This window comes from Aeribacillus sp. JST-2 (genome assembly GCF_056032925.1).
Genome location: NZ_JBVVUU010000020.1, coordinates 11,540 through 31,378, shown reverse-complemented (window position 1 = coordinate 31,378; position 19,839 = coordinate 11,540). Strand labels below are relative to the sequence as shown.

Genomic DNA, 19,839 nt, shown 5'->3' with positions numbered 1-19,839 from the left:
GGACGTTTTCATGAAAGTGATCGCAGGGCTTGGAAATCCCGGTAAGCAGTATGAACAAACAAGGCATAACGTTGGCTTTATGGTTATTGATGAGTTGGCTAAACGATTAAACATTTCTTTGGATAAAGGAAAATTTAACGGAATATACGGAATTGGTCATATATCAGGAGAAAAAGTAATATTATTAAAACCACTCACTTATATGAATTTGTCAGGTGAATGTGTACGGCCTTTTTTAGATTACTATAAAGTGCCAAAAGAAAATTTTGTTGTTATCTATGATGATTTAGATTTGCCTGTTGGCACAATTCGTCTTAGAATGAAAGGGAGCGCCGGAGGCCATAACGGGATGAAATCTCTTATTCACCATCTTGGAACTGAAGAATTTAAACGAATTCGAATTGGAATAAGCCGCCCGAACAACAAAATGAAAGTCATTGACTATGTATTAGGAAAATTTTCTGAAGATGATATGCATTCTATCCAAAAGGCAGTGGAAGATTCTGCTAGTGCTTGCGAAAAATGGATTCATACACCGTTTTTGGAAGTAATGAACGAATTTAACCGGCATTAAGTATATTATAGAAACCTGCGGTACATAATATTAAAAAAGCGTTTTCTTCTTAAATGATGTATGCAGGAGGCTTTAAGATGGCGGTTCACTATTTTTGCAGGCATTGCGGCGTTGAAGTTGGCAAAATTGATAATCCGCTATATAGTGTAGAACTAGGATTTCATCACTTAACAAATGAAGAACGGAAGGAAATGATTGAATATTTGCCAAACGGCGATATTCATGTCAAGACGATATGTGAAGACTGCCAAGAGGCGTTGGAACGTAATCCGGATTTTCATGAGATCGACAATTTTATACAATAACGGCTTTGGAAACCCCCAAGAATCGTTTCCAAAGCGTTTTTATATTTGTTTGTAAGAGAGGAGGGCTGGGGAATGCAAAGCTTACACCCATTTTTTCAACATCAAAATGATTTTCAGACCATCGTGGACGGGGTGGAGGAAGGGTTAAAAGAACAGCTTGTTGCTGGACTATCTGGATCTGCCAGATCGGTATTTATATCAGCTCTTTACCAAGAAGTTCAAAAACCTGTCCTTGTGGTTACACATAATCTATTCCAAGCTCAGAAAATTTATGAGGATTTAAATAATTTACTGGATGGCTCTGTTTATTTATACCCTGTCAACGAACTAATTGCATCTGAGATTGCTGTCGCAAGCCCGGAACTGAAAGCACAAAGAATTGAATTGCTGAACCGTTTATGCAAAGAGAAAAGAATGATGGTTGTTGCACCGGTTGCGGCTTTAAGAAGGCTATTGCCGCCAAAAGAATTATGGAAAAGCTACCAGTTTTCTGTCACCGTCGGCGGTAATCTTGAATTAAATGAGGCGGTGCCGCATCTTATTTCAATGGGTTATGAACGCGTTTCAATGGTTTCAGCTCCAGGTGAATTCAGCGTTCGCGGCGGGATTCTCGATATTTATCCTTTAACAGAAGAAAATCCTATTCGCATCGAGCTATTTGATACAGAAGTCGATTCGATTCGAACCTTCAATCTGGAGGACCAGCGTTCCATTGAAATGGTGCAAGAGGTGACGATTGGACCGGCTGAAGAATTCATTTTAATGGATAGTCATTATGAAAATGGTGTAAAGAAATTAGAAGCATCTTTGGCAAATAGTTTAAAAAAATTGAAAAAAGAAGAACAAAAAACGTTATTAATGGAAAACATCTCATACGACCTTGAAAAATTAAAAAACAAACAAATGGATCCAGAGTTTGTTAAATACTTTTCTTTCTTCTATGATCAGCCTGCTAGTTTGCTAGATTATTTCCCGGCCAATACTTTGCTCATTCTGGATGAAGTAAGCCGTTTAAATGAAATGGCAGACCAATTGGAAAAAGAAGAGGCAGAATGGCTTACATCGTTGCTAGAACAAGGAAAAATTGTTCATGATGCAAAAATCTCGCATAAATACCATCACCTTGTGCATGAGAAAGCCTTTCCAAAAATTTATTTATCATTGTTTTTGCGCCACGTTGCCCACACGAATCCGCAAAATGTAATGAATGTATCTTGCAAACAGATGCAAAATTTTCATGGCCAAATGCATTTATTAAAATCGGAAGTGGAACGGTGGATCAAATCGGGATATACAATCATATTTTTAGGGGCCAACGAAGAAAGAATGAAAAGGCTGGAGCGGGTGCTCGGGGATTATGGAATTGAAGTGGAAATTTCCCATCATGGCCGTGTTCTTTCGAATAGATCCAATATTTTGCGGGGAGATTTAAATACAGGTTTTGAGCTTCCGATGAGCCGGCTTGCTGTTATTACGGAAGAAGAGCTCTTTAAAAAACGAGTAAAACGGAGACAGCCAAAACAGAAACTTTCAAATGCCGAACGAATTAAAAGTTATTCTGAACTTGAAGTCGGCGATTATGTCGTTCATGTCAACCACGGAATTGGGAAATACCTTGGAATTGAGACATTGGAAATTAACGGGGTTCATAAAGATTATTTGCATATCCGTTACCAAGGAAACGATAAGCTGTATGTTCCCGTAGACCAAATTGATCAAGTTCAGAAGTATGTTGGATCTGAAGGGAAAGAACCGAAAATTTACAAACTTGGTGGAAGTGAATGGAAAAGGGTAAAGAAAAAAGTGGAGTCTTCTGTCCAAGATATAGCGGATGATTTGATCAAGCTTTATGCGGAACGTGAGGCCAGCAAAGGATATGCTTTCAGTCCGGATACGGAAATGCAAAGTGAATTTGAAGCAATGTTTCCGTATAAAGAAACGGAGGATCAACTGCGATCCATTCAAGAGGTTAAAAGAGATATGGAACGCGAACGCCCCATGGATCGCCTTCTATGCGGCGACGTCGGCTATGGAAAAACGGAAGTGGCAATCCGTGCGGCCTTTAAGGCGATCATGGATCAAAAGCAAGTTGCATTTCTAGTACCGACGACAATTTTAGCTCAACAGCATTATGAAACGATTAGGGAACGTTTCCAAGACTACCCAATTAATATCGGTTTGTTAAGCCGTTTCCGCACAAGGAAGGAACAGAACGAAACGATCAAAGGACTGAAAAACGGAACGATCGATTTGGTCATCGGCACGCACCGGCTGCTCTCGAAAGATGTTCAATTTAAAGACTTAGGCTTGCTGATCATTGATGAGGAGCAAAGATTCGGGGTTACACATAAAGAAAAAATCAAACAAATGAAAGCCAATATAGACGTGCTGACTTTAACGGCTACACCGATACCGAGAACCCTCCATATGTCTATGATTGGTGTTCGGGATCTTTCCATTATTGAAACGCCTCCGGAAAACCGGTTCCCTGTTCAGACTTATGTTGTGGAATATAATCCAACTCTTGTCAAAGAGGCTATTGAACGGGAATTGGCGCGAGAAGGACAAGTGTATGTTTTGTATAACCGTGTGGATGACATTGACAAAAAGGCAGATGAAATATCGATGCTTGTCCCTGATGCAAAGGTTGCATATGCCCACGGGAAAATGTCTGAAAATGAGCTTGAATCAGTTATCTTAGACTTTTTAGACGGGCAATATGATGTTTTGGTCAGTACGACGATCATTGAAACAGGAGTAGACATTCCAAATGTAAATACATTAATTGTTATTGATGCTGACAAAATGGGGCTTTCCCAGCTCTATCAATTGCGGGGACGTGTAGGCAGGTCAAATCGTATCGCATATGCATATTTTACTTACCGGAAAGATAAGGTTTTATCAGAAGTTGCAGAGAAGAGATTGCAAGCGATTAAAGAATTTACCGAACTAGGATCGGGGTTTAAGATTGCAATGCGTGATTTATCCATCAGGGGAGCGGGGAATTTATTAGGGCCTCAGCAGCACGGATTTATCGATTCGGTTGGATTTGACTTATATTCGCAAATGTTGAAAGAGGCCATTGAACAGCGTAAAGGTGAAAAACCAGCAGAGCGGAAAAGAACGGTTGAAATTGATTTGGAACTTGATGCGTATATCCCGCAATCGTACATTCAGGACGGCAAACAAAAAATCGATATGTATAAACGGTTCAGGGGAATTGAAACGTTTGATGATCTCAATGAATTAAAGGCAGAAATGTTGGACCGTTTTGGGGAGTATCCGAAAGAAGTTGAGTATTTAGTGACAGTTTCAAAAATTAAATTATTAGCTTTAAAGGAAAAAGTCGATATCATTAAACAAACGAAAGAGCAAATTACGATTGTTGTTTCCGAGGAAGCAAGCAGCCTCATAGATGGTCAAAAGCTGTTTGAATTAACCGACAAATTTGGACGGAGAGCAGGGCTTGGCATGGATGGAAAGCAATTAAAAATTACATTGCAAATCAAAAATATGAAAACAGACGAATGGCTATTTGATCTCATACAATTGCTTGAAGGACTGGCAGAGGTGAAAAAAGAAGAGGTTTCTGCCAGTTAATGTTTAGAAAAGAAGATCAATGGGAATGATGCTAAGGGGATTTTACGTTGCTTTGGAAAAATTCGCTTTCATCATGAATATTCCGCGATTAGTGATGGATACTAAATTCAAAGATGGTGATCGTTTTAAAAAAGATTCGGCGATCACTTTATTCTAATCTTAAGATGAAAGTGAGGCAGCATATATGAAAGCAACTGGTATTGTTCGACGAATTGATGATTTAGGCCGCGTTGTCATTCCTAAAGAAATTCGAAGAACCCTTCGCATTCGTGAAGGCGATCCTTTAGAAATCTTCGTTGATCGGGATGGGGAAGTCATTTTGAAAAAATATTCCCCCATCAGCGAACTGGGCGATTTTGCAAAGGAATATGCCGATGCTCTATACGACAGCTTAAATCAACCCGTCCTTATTTGTGATCGTGATACTTTTATAGCTGTTTCTGGTATTTCAAAAAAGGAGTATTTGAATAAAAACATTAGTGAAATGCTCGAGCGTGTCATGGAAGAAAGAAAGTCGATTTTTTTCACAGAGGAAGAAGAAGTTGAATTTGCCCAAGGTGTGAAAGAACGTGTCAATTCTTATACGGTCGGGCCGATCATTGCCAACGGCGATCCGATTGGAGCCGTTGTCATTTTTTCGAAAGATTCCGCTTTAACTGAAGTGGAACAAAAAGCAGTAGAAACCGCTGTCAGCTTTTTGGCAAAGCAAATGGAGCAATAAAGGGAGTGTTTTTTTCAAAAGGCAGCTGTTGAAGCTGCTTTATTTTTTGAAAGGTAAGATTTTATGTGTGCCGCAGTTCTAAAAGCTGCGGCATTTTTCGTTTATGAAAGCAAAGGTTGATTAACGGGGAGGAAAAAGACAAGACATGAAGAATGCTGTATATAATCTTGAACGAAAGATGTGGGTCCCTTCTTAAAAATGGTCTTTATGTTGTGCAGAAATGCGGGCTCGTTTGAATGAATGGCCAAGGGTTTACGGTTCATGCTACCGGCTTTTGTCTCGTTTTCTAAATATGCCTTCAGTCGAATGTGAAACAGATTATGTTATAATATGCTGGAAAAAGATGAAACAAGACGTTTGGAAGGAGTACGAGAGTGATCCAGAAAGGGCCTCAAACGAGAACGAACAAACTTTTGCATGGTGCGGTTTTATTGACAGTTGCTGGAATCGTTACGAAAGGATTAAGTGCCATCTACCGAGTTCCTTATCAAAATATTGCAGGGGATATCGGTTTTTATATTTATCAGCAAATATATCCGTTTTTGGCGATTGTCATGGTTTTATCGACAACGGGCTTTCCGGTCATTCTATCAAAGTTGTTGAATGAGTATAGCGGCGACAAGAATTATTATAACCTCAGGAAAATTTTGATCGTCTGTTTTTCTTTTTTTGTTTTCATCAGTCTGCTTTCTTTCACGAGCTTGTTTGTAGGAGCTGAAAAGCTTGCCCATTGGATGGGTGATCCGAAACTTTCGCTTTTATTAAAAGTGGCTGCATGCGCTTTTCTGTTTTTTCCATTTATTTCAATACTGAGAGGTTTTTTTCAAAGCTTTCAGGAAATGCTGCCGGTGTCTTTATCGCAAATTGTTGAACAAGCCATAAGGGTTGGCTCTCTTTTATCAATCACTTTCTTTTTCATCTATAAAGGTTTTGATCTTTACGTAACTGCTGCTGGCGCTGTTTTTAGTTCCCTCATTGGGTATATCGGGGCGTTTGCACTTTTGTTTGTTTATTCGAAAAAAAGGATTCCGTTATTATTTTCCCGTTCATCGGGAGAAGTGTCTGTATCTGCCAAATTAATCTTAAAAAAATTGCTGATTTATACCGTGACCATTTGTTTAACGAGCATGTTGTTTATTTTTATGCAATTGGCCGATTCATTTCAATTATATAGGCTGATGATCAACAGTGGTGCAGATCCTGAAGCAGCGAAAATGGCAAAAGGAGTATATGATCGGGGGCAACCGCTTTTGCAAGTAGGAGCAGTTGCTGCCACTTCAATCTCCCTGTCCCTTGTTCCGCTTATTTCATCATATCAACTTGAAGCATTTAAAAATATTCATCAGCAAGTCGCCTTATCTTTTAAAATTTGTTTCATTGTTGCCATAGGGGCGACAGCAGGTTTGATTTCTATGATCGAGCAAGTTGATTATATGCTGTTTGCCGATACGAAAGGCTCAGACGTATTATCGGTTTTTAGCATTTCTATTTTATTTAGTTCGGTCGCGATCACGTCTGCCGGCATTTTGCAAGGAGTAAATGAACCCGTTTGGCCGGCTCTATCTGTTTTAGCGGGTGTAGCCGTGAAAATATTGCTCAATGAAAGTCTTATTCCATTTTTCTATACATATGGTGCGGCATTGGCGACCGTTTGCGGATATGGTGTCGTATGCTTGTTGAATCTCATTGTTTTAAATCGGAAAAAATATGATTTGGTTTCTTTCAAGGATGTATGGAAAATGGTTGGATGCGCTATCGTGATGTTTTTATCGATCAAGCTTTTCTTTTTTCTATTTGATCTTTTTATCCAATACGAAACACGTATGACCGCTGCCATTCAATCATTGACCGCCGTCGTTTTCGGAGCAGTTGTATATATGTTTTTGATCATCCATTCCACCATCTTTAGAAAAGAGGAAATAGAAAACTTGCCTTTTAAAAATAAATTGATGTTGAATAGAGCATGGAAAGAGAGGAAAGAAAATGGATAAGCAAATTACGATTGTGGGACTGGGCGCCGGCGATGCCGACCAGCTTCCGCTCGGGGTTTTAAACATTTTGACTTCGGGTCTGCCGATATATGTAAGAACTGCTGATCATCCTGTTTTAAGGGAAATGAAAGACAAGATTGGATCGATTCAATCTTTTGATTCCGTTTACGAAATGTTTGACCGATTTGAAGATGTTTATCAGGAGATTGCCAAAATACTCCTGAAGGAAACTGAAACATATAAACATATCGTCTATGCTGTGCCTGGCCATCCGCTTGTTGCAGAAAAAACAGTACAGCTTTTATTGAAAGAAATGGAAAGAGGAAAAATCGATGTGTCGATAAAGGGCGGACAGTCGTTTTTGGATGCGATGTTTAATGCACTCCGCATCGATCCTGTCGAAGGATTGCAGTTTATTGATGCGCAAGATATGAAGCGGGAAGAACTTTCCTTTCGGCAGCATCTGATTATTTGTCAAGTTTATGACAAGATGATTGCATCGGATGTGAAATTGACGTTAATGGAAGATTTGCCTTACGATTATGAAGTTTACCTTGTAACAGCTGCAGGGAGCAAATATGAGGACATTCAAAAAGTTTTGTTATATGAAATGGACCGATGTGCCGAGCTGAGCAATTTAACATCATTATACATTCCGCCGGTTAAGGATGAACAATTGCTATATCATCGCTTTTCATCATTGCGAAGCATCATTCAAACGCTTCGGGGGCCAAACGGCTGTCCGTGGGATCGAAAACAAACCCATCAATCATTAAAGCGGTACTTAATTGAAGAATGTTACGAGCTGATTGAAGCAATTGATGAAAATGATATAGATCATATGATTGAAGAGCTCGGAGACGTTCTGCTGCAGGTGATGCTACATTCCCAAATTGGAGATGACGAAGGATTTTTTTCAATTGATGATGTCATTCGCCTGTTAACGGATAAAATGATCAGACGTCATCCCCAAGTTTTTGGGAACGTTGAGGCAAAAAATCCTGAAGAAGCGATAAAAAGCTGGGAGGAAGTCAAAAAATCTGAAAACAGGAATGAAAGCGAATCACTTTTAGATTCTGTTTCAAAGGCGCTTCCTGCTCTGTCAAAAGCTTATCATTATCAACGGAAGGCAGCCAAAGTCGGATTTGATTGGCCAAATGTCGAAGACGCATGGGCCAAGGTTTTGGAGGAATTGAATGAATTTCAAGCGGAAGTGAAAACCAATAGTCAGCAAAAGGAAAAGGCGATAGGGGAATTTGGCGATATTTTGTTTGCACTGGTCAATGTGGGCAGATTTTACGGAATTGAACCGGAAGAAGCGTTAATCATGACAATCGAAAAGTTCTCGCGGCGGTTTCGCTTTATCGAAAAAAGAGCGCGTGATGAGGGAAAAAGTTTAAACAGCATGTCTTTGGAAGAAATGGATCAATATTGGGAAGAGGCTAAAATGAAAGAGGGGGATTGAACATGAGATTGGATAAATTTTTAAAAGTATCGAGGTTGATAAAAAGACGGACGCTTGCCAAGGAAGTGGCAGACCAAGGAAGAGTGTCAATCAACGGGCTTCCTGCAAAAGCAAGCTCCAATGTGAAAGCAGGTGACGAGATTTCGATTCAATTTGGCCAGAAAACGGTAACCGTAAGAGTCGAATCATTGTCTGAAAATGTTAAAAAAGAAGAGGCGAAAAACCTTTATACCATTTTAAAGGAGGAAGAACGATCGGATTTTAAAAACGAAAACCCTTCATCATTTTGAAATGAAAGCATCTCCGGGCTTGTTCTAAACTCCGCACGGCTCACATAAACATGTAAACGAAAATGGCTTTTCGATTACAAAGTGCGGAGGGATGCTGATGAGCCAATATTATGGCGAAAACCATTCATATAAAGGATCTGTGCAGGAGCATGATGTCATGATGAAGGGGCGGAAGGTCTTGGACATCAGTGGCGTGAAGCAGGTTGAGAGCTTTGATAATGAAGAATTTTTGTTGGAAACAATAATGGGTCCGCTTGCTATTCGAGGAGAAAACTTGCAAATGAAAAACTTGGACGTAGATAAAGGGGTCGTATCCATAAAAGGGAAAATTTTCGATATATCCTATTTGGATGATGAGCATGGGGAGAAAGCTAAAAGCTTCTTTAGCAAGTTGTTTAAATGACCCTTACTGTCCAATTTTATACGATGGCCGCAATGATCGGTATGGGAAGCTTTTTAGGTGCTTCGCTTGATACTTACAATCTTTTTTTGAGAAGAAGGGAACGGAAAAGATGGGTCGTGTATATAAACGACTTCATCTTTTGGTTGGTTCAAACATTTTTCGTTTTTTACGTCTTGTTGCTAGTTAATGAAGGTGAACTGAGATTTTATGTATTTTTAGCATTGTTATGCGGTTTTGCAGCCTATCAAAGCATCCTTCGAAAAGGATATATGAAGCTTCTCCATATCTTAATCAAGGTGACGCTCTTTTTCATTCGGTTTTTTAACAAATTGGTTATGCTTTTCATTATTACGCCTATCAGAGGAATGTCCTATTTTGCCGTCGCTAGTTTTATGTCCCTTTTCCTATTTTTGTGGAATACAGCCAAATGGACTTCACAATTTCTCATGAAGTTATGTAAAATTTTATTAGCCCCATTATTTTGGGCAATAAAGCTGATAGTCGACAGAATCCCTCGCCCAGTTCGGCAGCGGTTATTCTTTTTTAAACGGCTAATAGAAGGAATATGGAAATATATCAAGAAAATAATACGTAAACTGTATCGGCGATTCCGTTAAATGCAGGAGGGATTGAAGAAATGAGGGACAATCAGAATTTGAAATTAACAAGGCTGAATTTTGTGGTTGATGCTGAACAGGAAATGAAGCAGGAGATGTTGAAAAGAAGAAAAAAAGGTTTGATAAGACGGCTTACCGTATTTGGCATTTTATCGACCATTTGCATTGGTATCATGGCATCGACGCTCATTTCTCAATCCATAGCCATCCATAATCAATTGGAAGAGAAAAAAGAGTTAGAAAAAAAATTAGAGAGCTTAAAAGAGAAAGAAATGGACTTGAAAACGGAGATAATTAAATTAAAAGACGAAGATTATATTTCAAAACTGGCACGGAAAGATTATTTTTTATCTGATGAAGGGGAAATTATTTTTAATCTCCCGGATAAGGAATAGGGATATTGACCCGTTTTTCTGATTTTTGTATAATTAAATAAATTATTTTTAATTTTTTTCAGATCTAAGGAGGAGCATTTTTTTTATGTCAATTGAAGTTGGCAGCAAGTTACAAGGTAAAGTAACTGGCATTACGAATTTCGGGGCATTTGTGGAGCTGCCAGGGGGCTCAACAGGGTTAGTTCATATTAGTGAAGTTGCCGACAATTATGTAAAGGACATTCATGATCATTTAAAAGTCGGCGATGAAGTGGAAGTAAAGGTTATTAACGTAGAAGAAAACGGTAAAATCGGTTTGTCGATTAGAAAGGCAAAAGATCGTCCAAAAAAACAAGATTATCGTTCCAAAGAAAGTTTTGAGCAAAAAATGAACCGCTTTTTAAAAGAGAGCGAGGATCGTCTTGCTTCACTTCGACGTCATACTGAATCGAGACGAGGAGGGAGAGGAGCAAGAAGAGGGTAACTTGCTGCTTTTAATAAATAGATCGGCGAAAAACACCGCCCAACCCATCGGGTGGTGTTTTTTATTGGGTTTGAACATTAATTTTTTTATTTTGATATTGACGTCTTTGATAAACCTATGTATTATAGAACATGTGCGTATTTGCTGAGAAGAGAAATAAATGATTTTGGCGGCGTAGCTCAGCTGGCTAGAGCGTACGGTTCATACCCGTGAGGTCGGGGGTTCGATTCCCTCCGCCGCTACCATCATAACGTTGCGGCCCGTTGGTCAAGTGGTTAAGACACCGCCCTTTCACGGCGGTAACACGGGTTCGAATCCCGTACGGGTCATGTCAAACGGCTCTTTCTAATGAAAGGGTCGTTTTTGTTTTAGACGGAAACCTCCAAAATGCCTCATGATTTTGAACAATCGCCTCCTTTTTCATAGATTTGTCGTTTATAACAGAAAACGTCGAACGTTTCTTCACGGTTCTTCCCTTCTTTTGACAAATTATTTTTAAGAAAGCTTGTATAATACAAGCTAATTATGAAAATGGAGGAGTGTTCAAGTATGGAAAAGAGATTGGTTGCGTCTTTTTCAGAAGTTTCGTTCGAAAAAACACACACTTTTATTTGGAAGTCTTGGGAAAAAGCCAGTTTTCGTCTTCATTCCTTTTTGTTTCATAAAGGGTTTATTTACGCAATAGTCGGTTTTTTGCTTGGACGGGCATTTATTTTATCGGAAATCATTCCGTTTGTTCTCCCATTTTTTGGTGCCGTTTTCTTGATGAAAAAAGATAAAGCGCTGCTGGCCGCTCTTTCATTGCTTGCCGGAACGATTACCATCTCGCTGAAATTATGCTTCTTAGTGCTTTCTTCTATATGTATATTCCTCTTGCTCCAAAAAATGACTTCAACATTCATGTTGAAGGATCCGGTAAAAATTTTGCCGTTTACAGTCTTTGCGGGAATGTCCTTCAGCCGTCTCCTATATACGAAAGTGGCCTCAGGATTTATTACAACATATGATTTGCTGATGGCTGGCGTTGAAGCAGGCTTATCTCTCGTTTTAACGCTCATTTTTCTGCAAAGCATCCCGCTGCTTTCAGGACGAAAGTATAAACAGTCGTTCAAAGTGGAAGAAATAGTATGCCTCATGATATTAATTGCATCAGTCATGACAGGGTTAATTGGGCTTAGTTATGAAAATATTCAAGCCGAACACATTGTATCTAGATATATTGTGCTTTTGTTTGCTTTTAGCGGCGGTGCGGGAATAGGTTGTACAGTAGGTGCCGTAACAGGGCTTGTTCTCAGTTTGGCCAACGTTTCGAACCTATACCAAATGAGTCTTCTTGCTTTTTCGGGTCTTTTAGGCGGGCTCCTAAAAGAAGGACAAAGAATCGGAGCCTCATTAGGATTATTTATAGGCTCTGTGTTAATTTCCTTATATGGCGAAGGCTCCGCTGATATTTTAACAACAGTAGCGGAGTCAGGAGCCGCCATTCTATTGTTTTTATTCACGCCAAAATCGTTAACAGATCAATTAGCCAAATACATTCCGGGAACGAATGAGCATGCACTAGAGCAGCAAAAATATGTAAGAAACATCCGTGATTTAACAGCTCATCGAGTTGAACAATTTTCAAAGGTGTTTGAAGCATTGGCAGAAAGTTTTTCAACTTTCTTTCCTAAAGATGCTGACAATGATGGCCGGGAAACGGATTTGTTTTTAAGCAAAATAACAGAAAAAACGTGTCAAACCTGTTTTAAAAAGAATAAATGTTGGGTGGAAAATTTTGAACAAACTTATCAACTGATGAAGAAAATAATGGAAGAAAGCAAAGAAAAAACTTATGGAAGCAATCGGAAATTACAAAAGAAATTTAGCGCCCATTGTTCCAAATCCAAACGAGTAGTCGAAACGATCGAACAAGAAATGAATTGGTTGGAAGCTAATCAAAAACTAAAAAAACAGATGCAGGAAAGCAGGAAATTAGTGGCGGATCAGCTTTTGGGTGTTTCACAAGTCATGGCTGATTTTTCGCGGGAAATGAAAAAGGAAAGGGAAAATCATGTTCTGCAGGAGGAGCAAATCATTTCTGTTTTAGACAGTTTTGGCGTGGAAATTGGCCATATTGAAATTTACAGCCTTGAGAAAGGAAAGGTCGACATTGAAATGAGTATTCCGTATTGCAACGGCCGCGGTGAATGTGAAAAAATTATTGCGCCGATGCTTTCGGATATTTTAGGTGAAACAGTTGTCGTAAAGCATGAAGAATGTGCCAATTATCCAAATGGATATTGCCATGTTGTGTTTGGTTCGGCAAAATCATACAAAGTGAAAACCGGGGTGGCCCATGCTGCGAAAGGAGGGGGGCTTGTTTCCGGCGACAGCTATTCAATGATCGAACTAGGTGTCGGAAAATTTGCCATCGCTATTAGCGATGGGATGGGGAACGGGGAGCGGGCTCATTTTGAAAGCAATGAGACGATTAAATTGCTCGAAAAAATTCTTCAATCAGGCATTGATGAAAAAGTTGCCATTAAAACAATTAACTCCATTTTGTCGCTCCGAACAACAGATGAAATATACGCAACGCTTGATTTGGCATTAATCGATTTGCAAAACGCCCATAGCAAATTTATCAAAATCGGTTCAACACCGAGCTTCATCAAGCGGGGCAGCCATGTCATTAAAATTGAGGCCAGCAATTTGCCGATTGGCATTATTGATGATTTGGATGTTGAAATCGTCGACGAACAATTAAAAGCCGGAGATTTATTAATCATGATGAGCGATGGAATCTTTGAAGGGCCAAAGCAAGTGGAAAATCATGATCTTTGGATGAAGAGGAAGATAAAAGGGTTTGAAACGAACGACCCTCAAGAGGTAGCCGATTTAATTATGGAAGAAGTTATTCGCTCAAGGTCTGGAATGATTGAAGATGATATGACGGTGGTGGTGGCCGAGATTCACCATAACACACCGAAATGGGCGGCCATCCCTGTGTCTTCCTTCTTTAAATCGAAGAAGATCAGTTGATTTTGCCATGATGGATTGTATAAAACAAACTCTTTCTGGCGAGGATGGTAATAAAAAGAAGCCAGGAGGAGAAGAAAATGATGCGGAAAGGAACGTTAAAGCAAATATTGCTGTTGACTGATGGTTGTTCCAATCATGGTGAAGATCCGATTGCTATGGCTGCTTTGGCGAACGAACACGGGATTACTGTGAATGTAATCGGAGTAGTCGAGGAAAGCGTCATAGACCAAGAAGCGATGAAGGAAATTGAAGGAATTGCGGCATCAGGCGGAGGCGTCAGTCAAGTTGTCTATGCTCACCAATTGTCGCAAACGGTGCAGATGGTGACCAGAAAGGCGATGACTCAGACTTTGCAAGGCGTAGTCAATCAAGAATTAAAGCATATTTTGGGAAAATCGGCCTCAATTGAGGAGCTTCCGCCGGAACAACGTGGAGAAATAATAGAAGTGGTTGATGAGCTTGGTGAGACGGTTAACTTGGAAATTTTAATATTGGTGGACACAAGCGCAAGTATGGGCCCAAAACTGGAAACGGTGAAAGAAGCGTTGTTTGACCTATCCATCAGCCTGAACTCCAGAATCGGAAATAATGAATATGCGCTGTTTATATTTCCCGGGAAAACATCCGATGTTGATAAAATTTTGGATTGGACACCAAAGCTGGAATCTTTGTCATCTGTGTTTCCGAAATTAACAATAGGAGGGATGACACCTACAGGTCCAGCCATCAAAGCGGCAATCCAATATTTTTCACAAAAACGATCTTTGAGGAGAATGTTAATCGATGATGAATATCTCGATGAACAAAGCATGTAACGTGCAATTGGGAACGGTAATTAAAGGGAAATGGCATCAAAACTCATATAAAATATTGAAGGCGTTAGGCTTTGGTGCAACTGGCGCAGTTTATCTTGCAGAATCAAGCAGCGGATTGGCAGCGTTAAAGTTAAGTGAAAACAGCATGGGTGTCATTTCGGAAGTAAATGTATTAAAACGTCTTGCCAAGGTCCAAGGCACGAGCCTTGGACCTTATTTGATCGATGTGGATGATTGGCATAACCATGCCAGCGGGAAGGTTCTTCCATTTTATGTAATGGAATATGTAAAAGGAGAGCATCTAATTACATTTATTAAAAAAAAAGGAACCGTATGGATTGATGTTTTAATCATTCAGCTGTTATCCAATTTAGAACTGCTCCATCAATCAGGTTGGGTTTTTGGCGATCTAAAGCCCGATAATATTATTGTGACTGGACCTCCTCCTAAAATCCGTTGCATTGATGTTGGCGGTACGACAATAGCCGGAAGATCCATAAAGGAATTTACTGAGTTTTTCGACAGGGGATACTGGGAATTGGGAACAAGGAAAGCAGAACCTGCATATGATTTATTTGCAGTGGCGATGATCATGATTAATGCTGTGTTTCCAAAACGGTTTTCTAAGAAAGGGAATGGGAAAGAACAATTGCAGCAAATCATCCATTCCCATCCTTATTTAAAAGAAAGAAAACATGTATTAACGAAAGCTTTGTTCGGTTCCTATTCCTCAGCTTCCGCTATGAAAAAAGATTTGCTCCATTTCCCCTCCGCCGCAACGCAGCAAAAAAGGGCAGCAGTACAGACCAAGAAGCAATCAGCTGCATCACGGTCGTCAAAACATAAAAGGAAAAAGAAGGGTGGAGGGGTTTTGGAAACGTTTGTCATTGTGGTTTTTTTAGCCGTTCTTTATTCTGTTTATGTTTTTGCGTATTTGCTTTGATGAAATGAACAGTTGATACCACATACGAAGCCATTTTTTTTTATCTTTTACAAAGACGATGAAAAAATAAAAAAATGGAATATGAAAAGATATTGTCTTTGCAGAAAAAGTGCAATTAATGGTAGGATAATGGTATCTCAAGATTATGATGCGGAAGTGGATTCCATTGATTCAAAGGGTAGATCAATTTATTGAAAAACATCAATTAATGAAAAAAAACAGTTCGGTTGTTGTTGGAGTTTCCGGAGGTCCTGATTCTCTTGCTTTGCTTCATATACTGAATCTGTTAAAAGAAAAATACGATATAAAAATTTTTGCCGCCCATGTTGATCATATGTTTCGCGGCGAAGAATCCAAAAAAGAAATGGAATTTGTCATCGATTTTTGCCAAAAGTTCAATATTCCATGCTGCGCCAAGCAGATCAATGTGCCGCAAATAGCAAAAGAACGTCGTGTAAATCCTCAACAAGCAGCCAGAGAGAGTCGCTACCGCTTTTTTAAGGAAGTAATGGATCGGCAAAAAGCTGATTATTTAGCACTGGCTCATCATGGAGATGACCAAATAGAAACTATATTGATGAATCTTGTCCGCGGAACGGTTGGCAAACGGCTGGCGGGCATTCCCGTAAAAAGGAAATTTGGACCCGGACAAATCATTCGTCCGTTTTTGGGTGTCACCAAATCTGATATTTTGCAGTATTGTGAAAAAAACCAGCTAAATCCGCGGTTCGATCCAAGTAATGAAAAAGATGCTTATACCCGAAACAGATTTCGCAAGTATATTTTACCTGTTATTAGACAAGAAAATGAAAAAGTATATGACCATTTTCAATATTTTAGCGAAATCATGATGGAAGATGAACAATTTTTAGAAGAACTTACAAAGCAGCATTTAAATAAAATCGTTATTGGGAAAAAGGATTCAGAGGTTACCCTTCATATTGAAGAGTTTCAAAAACTGCCGGAACCCATCAAAAGAAGAGCCATTTATGTTATGATGGATGAACTTTTTGGCAATAAAGGTGTTTTTTCAGCTATACATATTGAAAGTGTAAAAAATTTCTTATTAAATAAACGGCCGTCAGGTTTTCTGCATTTGCCAATGGGATTGAAGGTGATGAAATCTTATCATAAGTGCACGTTCACCTTCCAATCATTCATTCCCGAGCGTTTTTATGATGAGCTTCCCGTCCCCGGAGAATTAAAATTGCCCAACGGAAAAAAATTAAAAAGTGAAACTTTTTACGGCGTTCCAACGTATAAAAGTGATCATATCTTTTATCTCCCTGAAAAATGGTTTGTTCCGCCTTTAATTGTCCGAAATAGAAAAAAAGGAGATCGAATGACAATTAAAGGGATGAACGGGTCAAAAAAAGTGAAAGATATTTTTATCGACCAAAAAATTCCGAGGCAGGAGCGAGATCTTCTTCCTATTGTAGAAAATGGAGATGGGCAAATTATTTGGATTCCACTTGTGAAAAAATCAAAATTTGAACAAATAAACGTTACCAACCAATCTTACATTGTATTACAATATAAAGAGCAATGATCTTCTAGGAGGAGCCAAAATGATTCAAGACATTGAAAAAGTCTTAATTTCTGAAGAAGAAATTAAAAAAAAAATAAAAGAGTTAGGAGCGATATTGACAGAAGAATATGAAGGCAAGTTTCCTTTGGTCATCGGCGTTTTAAAAGGCGCTATGCCGTTTATGGCCGATCTTATAAGACATATGAATACATACTTGGAAATGGACTTTATGGATGTATCCAGCTATGGCAACAAAACGGTTTCATCAGGAGAAGTCAAAATTATTAAAGACTTGGATGCTTCTGTTGAAGGGCGGGATCTTTTAATAATTGAGGATATCATCGACAGCGGACTGACCTTAAGCTACTTGGTGGATCTTTTCCGTTATCGTAAAGCAGCATCGATTAAAATTGTAACCCTTTTGGACAAACCGAGTGGACGTAAAACTAACATTGAAGCAGATTATGTGGGCTTTGAAGTGCCTGATGCGTTTGTTGTCGGCTACGGTTTGGATTATGCCGAAAAATACCGAAACCTTCCTTTTATCGGCATATTAAAGCCTGATATTTACCAAAATAAAGATGAGTAATGGAATAAAGTCGTATTAGTTGTATTGTGCCAATTTTCTATGATACTATTGAGTATAGTTTTGTTTTACTGCGTGGGAGGAGGTAAGGGATGAATCGGATTTTCCGAAATACTATATTTTATTTGCTGATTTTTTTAGTGGTTATCGGTGTGGTGAACTTTTTCCAAGGCGGTAACCAAAAAACGGAACAAATGAGTTATAGTACCTTCATCTCCAAATTGGAAAGCGGAGATGTTGACAATATAGTGGTGAAACCGGTAAGAGGCGTATATGAAGTAAGAGGGCAATTAAAGGGGTATGAAGAAAATCAATTCTTTATCACCTACTTATCAGGAGACGAAGCTTTGGCCAGATTGGATCAAGCAGCTGCCAAGACGGAAATGAAATGGTCTCAGGCCGATGATACGAATGGATGGGTTCAATTTTTTACGTCCATCATCCCGTTTATTATCATTTTTATTTTGTTCTTCTTTGTGCTCAACCAAGCGCAAGGCGGCGGCAGCCGTGTCATGAATTTTGGCAAAAGCAAGGCAAGGCTTTATAACGATGATAAGAAAAAGGTCAGATTTAAAGACGTGGCAGGAGCAGATGAGGAGAAAGCAGAGCTTGTGGAAGTAGTCGAGTTTTTAAAAGATCCCCGCAAGTTTTCAGAACTTGGCGCTCGCATTCCTAAAGGTGTTCTTTTGGTAGGACCCCCGGGAACTGGTAAAACATTACTGGCTCGCGCTGTAGCAGGAGAAGCCGGCGTCCCGTTTTTCTCCATAAGCGGTTCGGATTTCGTTGAAATGTTCGTCGGTGTCGGTGCTTCCCGCGTTCGCGATTTGTTTGAAACAGCTAAGAAGAACGCCCCATGTATCATTTTTATCGACGAAATTGATGCTGTCGGCCGCCAAAGAGGAGCAGGATTAGGCGGAGGGCATGATGAAAGAGAGCAGACGCTGAACCAGCTGCTTGTTGAAATGGATGGATTCAGCTCTAATGAAGGAATTATCATCATTGCGGCTACCAACCGTCCGGATATTTTAGACCCTGCATTGCTGCGTCCCGGCCGTTTTGACCGGCAAATCACTGTGGATCGGCCGGATGTTAAGGGGCGCGAGGCGGTACTTAAGGTGCACGCCCGAAATAAACCGTTGGATGAATCCGTTAATTTGCGCAGCATTGCGATGAGAACCCCTGGTTTTTCGGGAGCGGATTTGGAAAATTTGTTGAACGAAGCAGCTCTTGTAGCAGCGCGGCAGAATAAAAAGAAAATCGATATGTCTGATATCGATGAAGCGACAGACCGAGTGATTGCTGGACCTGCCAAAAAGAGTCGGGTTATTTCGGAAAAGGAACGCCGTATTGTTGCCTATCATGAGGGAGGGCATACGATTATCGGCTTGGTTTTAGATGAAGCTGAAATGGTTCATAAAGTGACGATTGTACCTCGCGGCCAAGCTGGCGGGTATGCTGTCATGCTGCCGAAAGAAGACCGCTACTTTATGACAAAACCGGAACTACTGGATAAAATTACCGGATTGCTTGGCGGACGGGTTGCAGAAGAAATTATATTTGGTGAAGTGAGCACAGGAGCTCACAATGACTTCCAAAGGGCGACAAATATTGCAAGAAGAATGGTTACGGAATTTGGAATGTCTGATAAATTGGGTCCGTTGCAATTTGGAAATTCTCAAGGACAGGTCTTTTTAGGCAGGGACATTCAAACGGAGCAAAATTACAGCGATGCGATTGCTTATGAAATTGACTTGGAAATTCAGCGCATTATTAAAGAATGTTATGAACGGGCGAAGAAAATTCTCACTGAGAATCGCGATAAATTGGAATTGGTTGCTAAAACGTTGTTAGAAGTAGAAACTCTTGATGCCGAACAAATTAAATATTTGATTGAGCATGGAACGTTGCCGGATCGTTCAAATGAAAAAGCTTTATCCGAAAATGATCATGCAGAAAAAGAAAACAAAGAGGAAACAAGCAAAGAGAATCTTGTGCGGGTAAATATTCAGCCGAAAAATGAAGATCCTCAGATTAATTCCTCTGAATTGAACAAAGATTAAAATATTGCTGCCGCCAACTCGTATTAGGTTGGCGGTTTTTCTTTTAACATTGTGGGCAA

General features: G+C 39.6%; 17 protein-coding genes and 2 tRNA genes. All 19 read left to right on the top strand.

Annotation, left to right across the window (positions count from 1 at the left end; genetic code table 11):
• Nucleotides 1–10: 10 nt before the first annotated feature.
• The 19 genes from pth (at nt 11) to ftsH (ending at nt 19,780) form a co-directional block, all read left to right on the top strand.
• Nucleotides 11–574 carry an aminoacyl-tRNA hydrolase gene (gene pth, locus AC0KTX_RS11175; RefSeq protein WP_474252266.1) on the top strand — a complete coding sequence of 188 codons (564 nt, stop codon included), beginning with the start codon at nt 11–13 and terminating at the stop codon, nt 572–574.
• Between the two features lie 77 nt (nt 575–651).
• Nucleotides 652–879 carry an anti-sigma-F factor Fin gene (locus AC0KTX_RS11170; protein ID WP_474252265.1) on the top strand — a complete coding sequence of 76 codons (228 nt, stop codon included), beginning with the start codon at nt 652–654 and terminating at the stop codon, nt 877–879.
• A gap of 72 nt (nt 880–951) precedes the next feature.
• A complete protein-coding gene (gene mfd, locus AC0KTX_RS11165; protein WP_474252264.1) occupies nt 952–4,479 on the top strand; it encodes a transcription-repair coupling factor in 3,528 nt (1,175 codons plus the stop codon).
• A 184-nt stretch (nt 4,480–4,663) separates the two neighbouring features.
• Entirely contained in the window at nt 4,664–5,200 is a 537-nt protein-coding gene (gene spoVT, locus AC0KTX_RS11160; protein WP_474252263.1) for a stage V sporulation protein T, read from the top strand.
• A gap of 374 nt (nt 5,201–5,574) precedes the next feature.
• On the top strand, nt 5,575–7,191 hold the full coding sequence (locus tag AC0KTX_RS11155; protein WP_474252262.1) for a putative polysaccharide biosynthesis protein: 1,617 nt from the start codon (nt 5,575–5,577) through the stop codon (nt 7,189–7,191).
• On the top strand, nt 7,184–8,656 hold the full coding sequence (gene yabN / locus AC0KTX_RS11150; protein WP_474252261.1) for a bifunctional methyltransferase/pyrophosphohydrolase YabN: 1,473 nt from the start codon (nt 7,184–7,186) through the stop codon (nt 8,654–8,656). Before AC0KTX_RS11155 ends, yabN begins: the two co-directional genes overlap by 8 nt.
• Before the next feature lie 2 nt (nt 8,657–8,658).
• Nucleotides 8,659–8,946, top strand: a complete 288-nt coding sequence (locus AC0KTX_RS11145; RefSeq protein WP_474252260.1) for an RNA-binding S4 domain-containing protein — start codon at nt 8,659–8,661, stop codon at nt 8,944–8,946.
• A gap of 97 nt (nt 8,947–9,043) precedes the next feature.
• Nucleotides 9,044–9,349 (top strand): sporulation protein YabP, encoded by a 306-nt coding sequence (gene yabP / locus AC0KTX_RS11140; RefSeq protein ID WP_474252259.1) that lies wholly within the window; start codon nt 9,044–9,046, stop codon nt 9,347–9,349.
• The gene (yabQ, locus tag AC0KTX_RS11135) at nt 9,346–9,966 is read left to right on the top strand and encodes a spore cortex biosynthesis protein YabQ (protein WP_474252258.1); all 621 of its coding nucleotides are present in this window, start codon (nt 9,346–9,348) and stop codon (nt 9,964–9,966) included. The genes yabP and yabQ overlap by 4 nt, the downstream gene beginning before the upstream one ends.
• A gap of 20 nt (nt 9,967–9,986) precedes the next feature.
• A complete protein-coding gene (locus tag AC0KTX_RS11130; protein ID WP_474252257.1) occupies nt 9,987–10,361 on the top strand; it encodes a septum formation initiator family protein in 375 nt (124 codons plus the stop codon).
• An 85-nt stretch (nt 10,362–10,446) separates the two neighbouring features.
• Nucleotides 10,447–10,824: a S1 domain-containing RNA-binding protein gene (locus AC0KTX_RS11125; protein ID WP_474252256.1), complete on the top strand. Its 378-nt coding sequence runs from the start codon at nt 10,447–10,449 to the stop codon at nt 10,822–10,824.
• A 168-nt stretch (nt 10,825–10,992) separates the two neighbouring features.
• Nucleotides 10,993–11,069: transfer RNA gene (locus AC0KTX_RS11120), tRNA-Met, on the top strand.
• A 12-nt stretch (nt 11,070–11,081) separates the two neighbouring features.
• Nucleotides 11,082–11,153: transfer RNA gene (locus AC0KTX_RS11115), tRNA-Glu, on the top strand.
• 202 nt (nt 11,154–11,355) lie between these two features.
• Nucleotides 11,356–13,848, top strand: coding sequence for a stage II sporulation protein E (gene spoIIE / locus AC0KTX_RS11110; protein WP_474252290.1), 2,493 nt, complete (start codon nt 11,356–11,358; stop codon nt 13,846–13,848).
• A gap of 44 nt (nt 13,849–13,892) precedes the next feature.
• Entirely contained in the window at nt 13,893–14,663 is a 771-nt protein-coding gene (locus AC0KTX_RS11105) for a VWA domain-containing protein (protein WP_474252255.1), read from the top strand.
• Entirely contained in the window at nt 14,632–15,606 is a 975-nt protein-coding gene (locus AC0KTX_RS11100) for a protein kinase domain-containing protein (RefSeq protein WP_474252254.1), read from the top strand. Before AC0KTX_RS11105 ends, AC0KTX_RS11100 begins: the two co-directional genes overlap by 32 nt.
• A gap of 166 nt (nt 15,607–15,772) precedes the next feature.
• Nucleotides 15,773–17,155, top strand: coding sequence for a tRNA lysidine(34) synthetase TilS (tilS, locus tag AC0KTX_RS11095; RefSeq protein ID WP_474252253.1), 1,383 nt, complete (start codon nt 15,773–15,775; stop codon nt 17,153–17,155).
• Between the two features lie 19 nt (nt 17,156–17,174).
• The gene (hpt, locus tag AC0KTX_RS11090; RefSeq protein WP_474252252.1) at nt 17,175–17,723 is read left to right on the top strand and encodes a hypoxanthine phosphoribosyltransferase; all 549 of its coding nucleotides are present in this window, start codon (nt 17,175–17,177) and stop codon (nt 17,721–17,723) included.
• A gap of 89 nt (nt 17,724–17,812) precedes the next feature.
• Nucleotides 17,813–19,780 carry an ATP-dependent zinc metalloprotease FtsH gene (gene ftsH / locus AC0KTX_RS11085; protein WP_474252251.1) on the top strand — a complete coding sequence of 656 codons (1,968 nt, stop codon included), beginning with the start codon at nt 17,813–17,815 and terminating at the stop codon, nt 19,778–19,780.
• Nucleotides 19,781–19,839: the final 59 nt, after the last annotated feature.

Coding starts and splice junctions, on each gene's coding strand:
- pth (WP_474252266.1), top strand. CDS start 11: ATGAAAGTGATCGCAGGGCTTGGAAATCCCGGTAAGCAGTATGAACAA.
- AC0KTX_RS11170 (WP_474252265.1), top strand. CDS start 652: ATGGCGGTTCACTATTTTTGCAGGCATTGCGGCGTTGAAGTTGGCAAA.
- mfd (WP_474252264.1), top strand. CDS start 952: ATGCAAAGCTTACACCCATTTTTTCAACATCAAAATGATTTTCAGACC.
- spoVT (WP_474252263.1), top strand. CDS start 4,664: ATGAAAGCAACTGGTATTGTTCGACGAATTGATGATTTAGGCCGCGTT.
- yabN (WP_474252261.1), top strand. CDS start 7,184: ATGGATAAGCAAATTACGATTGTGGGACTGGGCGCCGGCGATGCCGAC.
- AC0KTX_RS11145 (WP_474252260.1), top strand. CDS start 8,659: ATGAGATTGGATAAATTTTTAAAAGTATCGAGGTTGATAAAAAGACGG.
- yabP (WP_474252259.1), top strand. CDS start 9,044: ATGAGCCAATATTATGGCGAAAACCATTCATATAAAGGATCTGTGCAG.
- yabQ (WP_474252258.1), top strand. CDS start 9,346: ATGACCCTTACTGTCCAATTTTATACGATGGCCGCAATGATCGGTATG.
- AC0KTX_RS11130 (WP_474252257.1), top strand. CDS start 9,987: ATGAGGGACAATCAGAATTTGAAATTAACAAGGCTGAATTTTGTGGTT.
- AC0KTX_RS11125 (WP_474252256.1), top strand. CDS start 10,447: ATGTCAATTGAAGTTGGCAGCAAGTTACAAGGTAAAGTAACTGGCATT.
- spoIIE (WP_474252290.1), top strand. CDS start 11,356: ATGGAGGAGTGTTCAAGTATGGAAAAGAGATTGGTTGCGTCTTTTTCA.
- AC0KTX_RS11105 (WP_474252255.1), top strand. CDS start 13,893: ATGGTAATAAAAAGAAGCCAGGAGGAGAAGAAAATGATGCGGAAAGGA.
- AC0KTX_RS11100 (WP_474252254.1), top strand. CDS start 14,632: ATGATGAATATCTCGATGAACAAAGCATGTAACGTGCAATTGGGAACG.
- hpt (WP_474252252.1), top strand. CDS start 17,175: ATGATTCAAGACATTGAAAAAGTCTTAATTTCTGAAGAAGAAATTAAA.
- ftsH (WP_474252251.1), top strand. CDS start 17,813: ATGAATCGGATTTTCCGAAATACTATATTTTATTTGCTGATTTTTTTA.